Genomic DNA, 9301 nt, shown 5'->3' with positions numbered 1-9301 from the left:
GCACCGTCCGGCGTGCGCTTCAGGTAGAACATCACCTGCTCATTCTCCGCCGTGTGGAAGGTGAGGTTGGAGTAGAGCTGGAAGGCGCGGTGCTCGCGGCGGATGGCGTTGAGCCGGGAGATGTAGCCGCGGATGTTGCCCGGCCTGTCGAGGTCCCACACCTTGAGCTCGTACTTCTCCGAGTCGAGGTACTCCTCCTTGCCCGGCTTGACGGGAGTGCCCTCGCACAGCTCGTAGCCGCAGTACATGCCCCAGGTGCTGGAGAGCGTGGCGGCCATGGCGGCGCGCAGCCGGAAGCCGGCGGGCCCGCTGCGCTGGAGGAACTCGGGGAGGATGTCCGGCGTGTTGGGCCAGAGGTTGCCGCGCATGTAGTCGCAGACGGGCGGCGTGGTGAGCTCCGTGAGGTACTCCTCCATCTCCTGCTTGAAGTTGCGCCAGGTGAAGTAGGTGTACGACTGCTGGAAGCCCGCCTTGGCCAGGTGCTTCATCACCTTGGGACGGGTGAAGGCCTCGGAGAGGAAGACGATGTCCGGGCGGACGGTGTGCACCTCGCGGATGAGCCAGGCCCAGAACTGCAGGGGCTTGGTGTGCGGGTTGTCCACGCGGAAGATGCGCACGCCCTGTTCCACCCAGTGCATCACCACCGACTTGAGCTCGGGCCAGAGCGTGCCGCGGCCGGGGCCCATCCAGTCGAAGTTGACGATGTCCTCGTAGCGCTTGGGCGGGTTCTCGGCCGTCTTGATGGTGCCGTCGGGCCGGTGGAGGAACCACTCCGGGTGCTCCTTCACGTAGGGGTGGTCCGGCGAGCACTGGAAGGCGACGTCCAGGGCGATTTCGATGCCCAGCGTGTTGGCCGCCTGGACGAAGCGGCGGAAGTCCTCGAGCGAGCCGAGCCGGGGATTGACGGCCTTGTGGCCGCCCTCGGAGGCGCCGATGGCCCAGGGGCTGCCCACGTCGTCGGGGCCCGGGGTGAGGCTGTTGTTCTTGCCCTTGCGCGCCGTGCGGCCGATGGGGTGGATGGGCGGCAGGTAGATGATGTCGAAGCCGAGCGACTGCACATAGGGCAACCATTGCTCCGCATCCCGGAAGGTCGCGTGCGTGCGGCCATCGCGCAGCGCCGAGCGCGGGAAGAACTCGTACCAGGAGCCGAAGCGGGCCTTCTCGCGGTCCACGAAGACCTCGACCACGCGGTCGTACCGGGTGGCGAGCGAGCGGTCCGCGTACTTCGACGCCGTCAGCGTGAGGCCCGGATCCATGGCCAGGGCGACGGCGTTGGGGCTCATGCCCTTGCCGAAGAGGGCGGCGGCCTCGTGCAGGCGTCTGGCGTCCTCGGGGCTGCCGGCCTTGGTGGCCCGGGCGGCGGCGCCCTCGAGCAGCGCGGCGCCCTCGAGCAGCTCGCTCTTCACGTCGCGGCCGACGTCGACCTTGCGCTTGATTTCGGTGGTCCAGGTGGCGAAGAGGTCCGGCCAGGCCTCGACGGTGAACTCGTAGCGGCCGTTGCGCGCCAGGGGGAAGTCGGCCTCCCAGAGGTCATTGCCCCGGGCGGCCATGGGGGTCTCGGTCCACTCGGTGGCGTGCTCCCGGGGCGCGACCTGCCTCCAGCGCACCACGGCCACCAGGACGTCGTGACCCTCCTTGAAGATGTCGGCCTTGACCGTGAGGGACTCGCCCTCCACGCGCTTCACGGGCCATCGTCCCGCGTCCAGCTCCGGCCGGACGTTCTCGATGACCGTGCTTCCGATTCGCTCGCTCATAAAAACAGGCGGCCCCTTATAGGTCCCCGCGCCACGATGCCCCGGCGCTGTCTTTCACCATGCGTTGATGCAGGACGCTCTGGGCGTCCGGCCCGTCGGCCCGTGAACGTTAGGAATGCCGCGGCGCGGTGCACACCCGCTGGGATGGGTTGCTCCCCTGTCCGGCGCTCAAGCCGTGCGAGCGGGCGGGCGGGGAGGGGATTGGGGCTCGCGGGAGGTGGAGCCTGTGGCTTTGGCTGCCTGCTGTGTAACCGGGCATGCCAAGGTGACAGGGCTTCTTCTGACTGAGAGGTCGGTGGTGCTTCAGGGGTGGAGCTTGATGCTGGCCGCGGGACTGCTCCTGAGCCCGACATGGGGACTGGCGGCGGAGCCGAAGGAGGAGCGGCCGGACGGTGGCACCGTCGAGATGAAGAACGTCTTCGAGTGCCTCAAGGCCTGCAATGCGAGCATCGAGGAGGCCGAGGACTACTGCCGGAATCTTCCTGACAACAACAAGAAGAGGAAAGCGTTGTGCTGGTCGGCGATCTACGCGGGGAAGGCCGCGTGCCAGGTGTTCTGTCGCGCCGAGTTCGGACCACCCATCCGGCACTAGGAGTCCTGGCCAGGCGGCTCTCCCGCCCTGGGCGTGACCTCGGAGTGCTCCTCGAAGAACCTCCGCACGAGCGTCATCGCATTCATGAGCGCATCGACAGGGCCGACCCCCATGACGCATTTGATGCCGGGGAGATAGCCCTCGATGGAGAGCGGGCAGTACCAGGCTCTATCCGCCTCACCCGGAAGTGGCTGCGGACGGCCGACGACGATGCGGGAGACCTTTGTTTCTCCCTCTTGGGTGGTGTGGGACCAGCGATCGTCTGCGATCGGGTCATCGATGGTGGTGAGTCGAGGACGCCAGTCTTGATTGCTCATGAGCGATGAACAGGGCTGGAGGTCCGTCCCTGTGTCAAGAGAGGTCGAGAGCGAATCGACGGGAAGGCAAGGCCTCGAGCGCGGTGTCCGGCTCGCCCAGCGCCAGCCAGGCCTCGCCGAGCTCGCACAGGGCATTGGCCACCGCGAACGAATCCATCTGGTCCGCGGACGTGGCCGCCAGTTTCAGCACCTCGAGGGCGCCCTGGGCGTCCCCTTCGAGCAGGCGCAGGTAGCCCACCCGTGTGTACGTGGCGCTCCGGGCGCACGACGGTCACGGAAGAGGGCTCGCCGGGGTTGCGGGGCGCTCTAGCCGGTGGGGGAGGAGGGAAGCGCTCGTCCTCCAGGGCGGGCCGCGACGCACCGTCTCCTGACCGACGTGGGCCGGGAGGAAGGCGTTGGCGGGTGGACGCCAGCTGGGAGGGAAAGGAAGACAGGCCCCTGGCGAAACGCGCGATCAGGGGAGCGGCTGCCTGGATGCCACCGCCGGCGAGCGCGGCCCGCGGGGCAGGGGACGGCTACTGCTGCTGCGACTTGTGCTTGTAGAAGAGGATCAGCGTGTAGCAGTGGAACTCGTTGTCGCTGGACTGGGCCACCACGCGGTCCACGATCTCCAGGTCCGAGTTGCTGCGGATCCAGCGGGTGACGTTCTCACCCAGCTCCTCACGCTCCTTCGCCTTCGTCGCGGAGAACACCTTCACGCCCGTGAACATCGCCTTCCACTCCTTGCGCTGTGTTTTGTACTGACTGTGAGGAAGGTTATCGCGCGCTATTCACAGGTGTCAAAAAAGCTTACCTGTAGGCCCCAGGGACGGCCCGGGGCTTCCCCAGCGGGGGGGCGTGCCTAGATTTCCCGGGTCGCTGGATCTGGCGCCCGGGGGAAAAGGCCCCCGGGGTGGGGATGGGCGAAGGGGGATGGCCGTGGACGTGAAGACGAAGAAGGATCTGGCGGTGGACTTCATCAACGAGATCCGCACGATGGATCCCGCCGCACTCAACGCGCTGATCGTCAAGGAGGCCGGCGAGGATCTCGCCCAGTTCTTCCTCAACTACAGCGCCAACCTCATCTCCAAGGATCCCTCCCGGGTGCTGGAGAACACCTCGTCGCTGATGCTGATGGGCTACCTCATCCGCACCCACGAGGAGAGGAACTCCCAGACGAAGCAGACGGGTCTGCAGGGGTACGCGTTCCTGGCCTGATTGTGGGCGGGGCGGGTGCGCCGAGACTCGACAGCTCCCACGGGAGCCTGTTAGGGAGCGGCGCCCATGCTCATCGATCTGCACGCGCATTCCTACCTCTCGAAGGGCTGTGACCTGGATCCGCGCGCGGTCCTCGACCGTGCCGCGCTGTTCGGTCTGGACGGCGTGGCCTTCACCGAGACCAATACCCAGGACGGGTGCGACGAGCTGTTCGAGATCGGCGCCAGGTCCAAGGTGAAGGTCTTCGTGGGGCTCGAGCTCGTCACCGACAAGGGCCAGTACCTGTGCTTCTTCCCGAAGCCCGAGCGCGCCCCCGAGCCGGTGCAGATGTGGGGCAGCAACCGGGAGAAGCCCTGGAGCGCCGCCGAGTGTCTGCCGAAGGTCCGCTCGCTGGGCGCGGCCATCGTGGCGGCCCGGCCGTACGACAGGGACTCGTCCCACCCGGCCATGGACTACGTGCGCTCGCTGAGCGGGGTGCTGTGCGCCGTGGAGGGCTACAACGCCCGGGTGAAGCAGACCTCGAACGACCTGGCCGTCGAGGCCGCCGAGGTGCTCAAGCTGCCGTGCACCGGGGGCAGTGACGCGAGGGGCTCGCTCGACGAGGTGGGCTATGGCGCCACCTTCTTCAAGACGCCCATCCAGACGCAGGAGCAACTCGTGGCGGCGCTGCTGGCCGGGGACTACTACCCCGTGATGGCTGGCGAGCTGCCCCGGCTCACGCGCCCGGGCGAGGCCCAGGCGTCCCGCGGCGGTGGAGGTGGAGGCAAGCGCCGCGGTGGGGGTGGGGGCGGCGGCGGACGGCGTCGCCGCTGAGCCATCCCAGGTAGGGTCCTGTCAGGAGGAGGCTCCGGGCGCGTTTTCCCGCAACTGGTCCGATGGTCGTACCAGTCGGCACGGAAAGCGACCGGAAGGTGCCTCGCTCCTCGCGGCAAGAGCACCCCTGCCAGGATTGATCCCGCCTGGCTCAGGCGCCATGGATTACTTCGCGGCGGCCGGTGCGGCCTCGTCGACGCGGGTCACCAGGCCATCGGTGATGAACACCCGGCGCTTGCCGCCCGGGTACACCCACTCCTGGTGCACCTGCTGCCCGTCCAGCGTGCGGCGGATGCTCTCCGGCTTGCCCCAGGACATCTCCACGGCCGCTTCCGGCATGTACTCGAGCACCTTCTTCTGCTTGAGCGCCTCCTGGAAGCGCGGCTGGAACTTCCCAATCCGCGGCGCCGGGTCCTGGTCCAACAGGTGCCGGTCCAGCTCGGCGAGCACGTCCTCCTTCGCCTTGAGCTGCGGCGGCAGTACGAGGATGACGGGCGGCCCGGGCGGCGCGCCCTGCACCTCCAGGTACACCCAGGGCTGCGTGCGGGGCGAATACAGCACGCGCTCGGCCATCACCCACGCGGTGGGGAACTCCACCTTCAACACGCGCACCTTGGTGCCCGCGGGCACCAGCGCCTGCACCGCGCCGGGGTTGATGGGGTTGCCCTTGGTGTCGTTGAGCAGCCGCACCTCCTCGGGGGGGTAGGGCGTCAGCAGCCGCTTGGACGCGTCCCCGAAGAACGGGGTGATGTAGCTGGAGGCCTTCAGGTAGCGCTCGGAGGCCGGGCCGGTGGTCAGGTCGTGCTGGAGCTTCGTCCGGTCCTCGGCGCTGAGCAGGGTCTGGCTCGCGCAGCCGGTGGCCAGCGCCAGCGGAACGAGGGCGAGCAGGGCGAGAAGTCGTTTCACGGGGAGACTCACGGGGGTCAGAAGGAGAAGGCGAAGGCGCGGGTGGTGGTGGGCGGGGCGTCGCGTCCGCGCGAGACGTCGGCGACCTCCACGGCCTTCTGGCGTGTCTCCTCGACGATGCGGGGCCCGCCCGCCTTGCCCAGCGCGTCGATGCCCTGGATGACGTGCGAGACGAGCAGCGCGACGCCTCCGAGCCCCCAGAACAAGCCGCCGAAGGCGATGCGGAAGACGGTGCTCACCACGATGATGGCCGCGTCCACGATGAGGAACAGGATGAAGCCGTCCCGGTCCCTGGCGATCAGGTGGCCCGTGCCGAAGCCGATGAAGAGCCCGAGCACCAGCGCGAGCACCTGGCGCGTCTCGGCGTCCACGCCGCCGCCGGTGTCCAGGGGCAGGGGAGCACCCATGAGGCCCAGGCGCTCCGCGTCCGTGAGGCGCAGCGCCGGCGTCTGGGAGGGCTTGAAGGTGGCCGCCAGCTCCAGCCCCTCGAGCAGCCGCGCGTGGCGGCCCTCCATCGAGTGGGCGAAGGACACCGTCGGATCCGCGGCGGGAGCCGGCTCGACGGGGGTGGCGGAGAGCAGGGACGCGAGCAGCAGGGGAACCAGCATCGGGCATACCTCGGCGGACTGCGCGGGAGGGGCCCTTCCTTAGCTCAGCGGGGGCTCGGCGTCAGCGTTGCGTTGTCGCGTTCCCGCTGCCGCTGCACACCACAGCCCTTCAACTGCGGACAGATGGGACCGCGGCCCTCGGGATCCGGCACCAGCAGGAAACGGCCCAGTCCGCGGGCGTCGACGAGCTCCGGATGGCCACAGAGCACGCAGTGGCGGGGCGGGCGCTTGGAAGGAGGGAATGGCACGTGGGCCAGTCTCCCCCCGCTCTCCGCCCCGCGCGACTTTTCGGCCGCTCAGCTCTTGGCGCCAGCGGCCGCCGCCGGGGCGCTCGGGGTGCTCGAGCTGCTGGACGACGACGAGCCGCCCGAGTCCGACGCGCCGCCGCTGGACGACGAGCTGCTGCTCGGCGAGGGCGCGCTGCTGGACGAGGGCGCGCTGCTGGAGCCGCCGTCCTTCTTGGTGGAGCTGTAGAGGTCCGAATACCAGCCGCCGCCCTTGAGGACGAAGCTGGAGCGGCTGACGACCTTGCTCAGCGAGTCCTTGGCGCCGCACTCGGAGCAGGTCTCCGGCGTGGGGTCGCTCACCTTCTGCAGGACGTCGATCGTCTTTCCACAGGACTTGCAGGCGTACTCGTAGATGGGCATGGCTTGGCCTCTTCCTTCTAAGGCGTGGAGTGAGGGGAGGAGCCCGGGGTCCGCTTGCGCAGACTCTCGGCCACTCCCAGGCGCTCGAGGGCGCGGAGCATGAGCTCGGACGGGGCGCCGTGTTTGCGAGCCACCGTGTCGGCGAGCTCGGCGAGCGTCTTGGCTCCCGGAAGCTCGTCGCGCACCAGCATCTCGAGCTCCCTGCGGAGCATGTCCGTGAAACGCTTCTTGATTCCCAGATCCGCCAGGTACTTGTCCCGCCCGAGCAGATCCAACCGCGCGGTGAGGTTGCGCGCGGTGAGGGCCTCGCGGCGGTAACGCTCGCGCAGCTCCTCGACCTCGCGGGTGAGGCCGAGCTTCTTCTCCAGCTGTTGGAGCTCGGACGGGCTGAGCCCGAGGGCCCAGCTCACGCGGCCGGCGGCGCCGCGCTGATCCGTGAAGGCGGCCAGCACGGCCGTGCGCTCGCGGGTTTCCATGGCCCCCATCAACCCGTGAGCCCCCACCACTCCTTCCAGCTCCTCCAGCGTCAGGTCTCCCCGGGCCCCGTTGTACTGCTGGGCAAGCGAGCTCAGCAGCGCGAAGCGGTGCTCGTGGGCCTCCATCGCCGCCTCGAGCGTCTCCTTACCGGAGGAGCGCGTCAGCTCCTGGAAGCTCGTCCGGGGAGCCTCCAGGCGGGTGAAGCGGCCGCGGGGCTTGGGCAGGTCGCGCTTGAGGAAGCTCGGTGCCTCGCCCCCCTCGTCCACCTCCGGCGGGGTCAGGTCCGGCGCGGTGCGCTTGCGCGGGGCGATGCGCGCCTGGACCGTCTCGCCGGAGGATCTGGCCGCCTTCTCGGGCTTCGCGGGCACGGGGGCCGGTACGGCCGCCCGGGGGGCGGGCGTGGCGAAGGAGGGGACCTCGGGCGCGGGGGGAGGGGCGGGGGGCCGCTTCTCCTCGTGCACGCGGGCCAGCTCCTGCACCACGCCGTAGTAATCGCACCCCTGCCGCACCGCGGCGAGCGCGGGGTCGGTGCCCTTGAGCACGTCCACCACCGCGAAGGGGCCGAGCGGCGTTGCGGCCGGCTCGGTGTCGGTCAAGGTACGTACGCGGAAGTCGTCGGCCTCGGACAGCAGGGCGAGCGCCTCACGCACCTCGGTAGGGGTTGCGGGGGACCTGGCGCGCCGACAGAAGTCGGACACCGCCACCGCTACCGGGGTGGGCACGTCATCGGGTTGCCGCTGTCTATGCCAGTGACTGTTCATGAAAGTTGCGGAAAAATGCTCGTTTACGAGGCGGGGTGCCTCTATCTTTGCTGGCAGACGGGTGTCAATGAATCCGACGGGCCCCAATCTAAACAGCCAGAAGAAGGTGCAAGTCGGTGTTACACCCGGGCGGGGTTCCGTGCACCTCGCATGTTCGGCCGGTGTACACCCGGCGCGCCGAGGGGCCACCCCGAGGGCTCGGGAGGCAGGCGATCCGTGAATCATGAGAAGGACGAGGTCCTCCAGCGCTACATGGCCCAGCACGGGCTGAAGAGCACGCGCCAGCGCAGCCTCATCATCGACACCTTCTTCTCCGTGGGCGGCCACCTGTCGGTGGAGGAGCTGTGGAACCGGGTGCGCCAGCAGGACACCAAGGTGTCGGTGGCCACGGTGTACCGGACGATGAAGCTGCTCAACGAGTGTGGCCTGGCCCACGCGCGCAACTTCGGCGACGGGCAGACGCGCTACGAGGCGGCCGCCGGGCGCCACCACCATGATCACCTCATCTGCACCCACTGCGGCACCATCGTCGAGTTCGAGGACGACCGCATCGAGGAGATGCAGGAGGCGGTGGCGCGCAAGCACGGCTTCACGGTGACGTCGCACAAGATGGAGCTGTACGGGCTGTGCCGGAACTGCCAGCGCACCACCGCCAAGAGCGAGGCATGAGGCGCGCGGCCCTGGCGCTGGGGTGCGCGCTGGTGCTGGCCCTGGGCGGGTGCCGCCGGGTGCCCGAGGAACCGGTAGGCCCCTCGCCCTACCTGCGCTCGCTGTGGCTGCCCTCGGTGGGCCCCACGCCCTACGACTGGCGCCGGCTGCCCGGGCGCGTGGTGATGGTGTCCTTCTTCGCCACCTGGTGCTTCCCGTGCCTGGCGGAGCTGCCCACACTCGAGGCCCTCCAGAAGGAGTACGGCCCCCAGGGCTTCCAGGTGGTGCTGGTGGGAATGGACCTGGACGGGGCCCGGATGCTGCAGCCCTTCGCCGACTACTACGCGCTCAACTTCCCGGTGCTCGTGTCCGACGAGGGCATGCAGCAGGGGCAGAGCGCCTTCGGCCTCATTCCCGCGCTGCCCGCTACCTTCCTGCTGGACAAGGAGGGCCGGGTGGCTGGCGCGTGGCAGGGCATGGCCGGCCACGAGAACGTGTCGAAGGCGGTGGAGAAGTTGCTGCGCCGCTGAGTGCACTCCCGGCGAAGAGGCGCGGCCCGCTACAGGTCTGGAGCGGATTTC

General features: G+C 69.1%; 14 protein-coding genes. 5 read left to right on the top strand and 9 right to left on the bottom strand.

Features of this window, described 5'->3' with window-relative positions; translation table 11 throughout:
* The coding region (locus tag ACJ8AN_RS04770) for an alpha-1,4-glucan--maltose-1-phosphate maltosyltransferase (protein ID WP_407754021.1) at window positions 1-1754 on the bottom strand (1754 nt) is incomplete at its 3' end.
* Window positions 1755-2070: 316 nt separating this feature from the next.
* Between ACJ8AN_RS04770 and ACJ8AN_RS04765 the strand changes: the two genes are divergently transcribed.
* A complete protein-coding gene (locus ACJ8AN_RS04765; protein ID WP_407754020.1) occupies window positions 2071-2346 on the top strand; it encodes a hypothetical protein in 276 nt (91 codons plus the stop codon).
* On the opposite strand, the gene ACJ8AN_RS04760 is transcribed toward ACJ8AN_RS04765, so the two are convergent.
* From ACJ8AN_RS04760 to ACJ8AN_RS04750, 3 genes are all read right to left on the bottom strand, one after another.
* Window positions 2343-2663: a hypothetical protein gene (locus ACJ8AN_RS04760; RefSeq protein ID WP_407754019.1), complete on the bottom strand. Its 321-nt coding sequence runs from the start codon at window positions 2661-2663 to the stop codon at window positions 2343-2345. The two genes, ACJ8AN_RS04765 and ACJ8AN_RS04760, sit on opposite strands and share 4 nt — an antisense overlap.
* Window positions 2664-2697: 34 nt before the next feature.
* Window positions 2698-2901: a hypothetical protein gene (locus tag ACJ8AN_RS04755; protein ID WP_407754018.1), complete on the bottom strand. Its 204-nt coding sequence runs from the start codon at window positions 2899-2901 to the stop codon at window positions 2698-2700.
* 277 nt (window positions 2902-3178) lie between these two features.
* Complete coding sequence (locus ACJ8AN_RS04750) at window positions 3179-3373, bottom strand: hypothetical protein (RefSeq protein WP_407754017.1); 195 nt, start codon at window positions 3371-3373, stop codon at window positions 3179-3181.
* Between the two features lie 208 nt (window positions 3374-3581).
* Here ACJ8AN_RS04750 and ACJ8AN_RS04745 point away from each other — a divergent pair, with 208 nt between their 5' ends.
* A complete protein-coding gene (locus ACJ8AN_RS04745; RefSeq protein ID WP_407754025.1) occupies window positions 3582-3860 on the top strand; it encodes a hypothetical protein in 279 nt (92 codons plus the stop codon).
* A 66-nt stretch (window positions 3861-3926) separates the two neighbouring features.
* Complete coding sequence (locus tag ACJ8AN_RS04740; protein ID WP_407754016.1) at window positions 3927-4673, top strand: PHP-associated domain-containing protein; 747 nt, start codon at window positions 3927-3929, stop codon at window positions 4671-4673.
* A 165-nt stretch (window positions 4674-4838) separates the two neighbouring features.
* Here ACJ8AN_RS04740 and ACJ8AN_RS04735 read toward each other — a convergent pair whose 3' ends face one another.
* Genes ACJ8AN_RS04735 through ACJ8AN_RS04715 form a run of 5 tightly spaced genes read right to left on the bottom strand, consistent with a single transcriptional unit; the run spans window position 4839 to window position 8009 of the window.
* Entirely contained in the window at window positions 4839-5579 is a 741-nt protein-coding gene (locus ACJ8AN_RS04735; protein ID WP_407754015.1) for a hypothetical protein, read from the bottom strand.
* A 17-nt stretch (window positions 5580-5596) separates the two neighbouring features.
* Complete coding sequence (locus tag ACJ8AN_RS04730) at window positions 5597-6187, bottom strand: hypothetical protein (protein WP_407754014.1); 591 nt, start codon at window positions 6185-6187, stop codon at window positions 5597-5599.
* Between the two features lie 44 nt (window positions 6188-6231).
* Window positions 6232-6435 (bottom strand): hypothetical protein, encoded by a 204-nt coding sequence (locus ACJ8AN_RS04725; RefSeq protein WP_407754013.1) that lies wholly within the window; start codon window positions 6433-6435, stop codon window positions 6232-6234.
* Between the two features lie 48 nt (window positions 6436-6483).
* A complete protein-coding gene (locus ACJ8AN_RS04720) occupies window positions 6484-6834 on the bottom strand; it encodes an FmdB family zinc ribbon protein (RefSeq protein ID WP_407754012.1) in 351 nt (116 codons plus the stop codon).
* A 17-nt stretch (window positions 6835-6851) separates the two neighbouring features.
* The gene (locus tag ACJ8AN_RS04715) at window positions 6852-8009 is read right to left on the bottom strand and encodes a hypothetical protein (protein WP_407754011.1); all 1158 of its coding nucleotides are present in this window, start codon (window positions 8007-8009) and stop codon (window positions 6852-6854) included.
* Between the two features lie 315 nt (window positions 8010-8324).
* Between ACJ8AN_RS04715 and ACJ8AN_RS04710 the strand changes: the two genes are divergently transcribed.
* The gene (locus ACJ8AN_RS04710; protein WP_407754024.1) at window positions 8325-8741 is read left to right on the top strand and encodes a Fur family transcriptional regulator; all 417 of its coding nucleotides are present in this window, start codon (window positions 8325-8327) and stop codon (window positions 8739-8741) included.
* On the top strand, window positions 8738-9250 hold the full coding sequence (locus ACJ8AN_RS04705; RefSeq protein WP_407754010.1) for a TlpA disulfide reductase family protein: 513 nt from the start codon (window positions 8738-8740) through the stop codon (window positions 9248-9250). The genes ACJ8AN_RS04710 and ACJ8AN_RS04705 overlap by 4 nt, the downstream gene beginning before the upstream one ends.
* Window positions 9251-9301: the final 51 nt, after the last annotated feature.

This window comes from Archangium sp. (assembly GCF_045802675.1).
In the GTDB taxonomy this organism is placed as follows: domain Bacteria; phylum Myxococcota; class Myxococcia; order Myxococcales; family Myxococcaceae; genus Archangium.
The sequence above is the reverse complement of the archived record's forward strand: the minus strand, read 5'-3'. Positions and strand labels throughout refer to the sequence as shown.

Coding starts and splice junctions, on each gene's coding strand:
- ACJ8AN_RS04705 (WP_407754010.1), top strand. CDS start 8,738: ATGAGGCGCGCGGCCCTGGCGCTGGGGTGCGCGCTGGTGCTGGCCCTG.
- ACJ8AN_RS04750 (WP_407754017.1), bottom strand. CDS start 3,373: ATGTTCACGGGCGTGAAGGTGTTCTCCGCGACGAAGGCGAAGGAGCGT.
- ACJ8AN_RS04710 (WP_407754024.1), top strand. CDS start 8,325: ATGGCCCAGCACGGGCTGAAGAGCACGCGCCAGCGCAGCCTCATCATC.
- ACJ8AN_RS04740 (WP_407754016.1), top strand. CDS start 3,927: ATGCTCATCGATCTGCACGCGCATTCCTACCTCTCGAAGGGCTGTGAC.
- ACJ8AN_RS04720 (WP_407754012.1), bottom strand. CDS start 6,834: ATGCCCATCTACGAGTACGCCTGCAAGTCCTGTGGAAAGACGATCGAC.
- ACJ8AN_RS04760 (WP_407754019.1), bottom strand. CDS start 2,663: ATGAGCAATCAAGACTGGCGTCCTCGACTCACCACCATCGATGACCCG.
- ACJ8AN_RS04730 (WP_407754014.1), bottom strand. CDS start 6,187: ATGCTGGTTCCCCTGCTGCTCGCGTCCCTGCTCTCCGCCACCCCCGTC.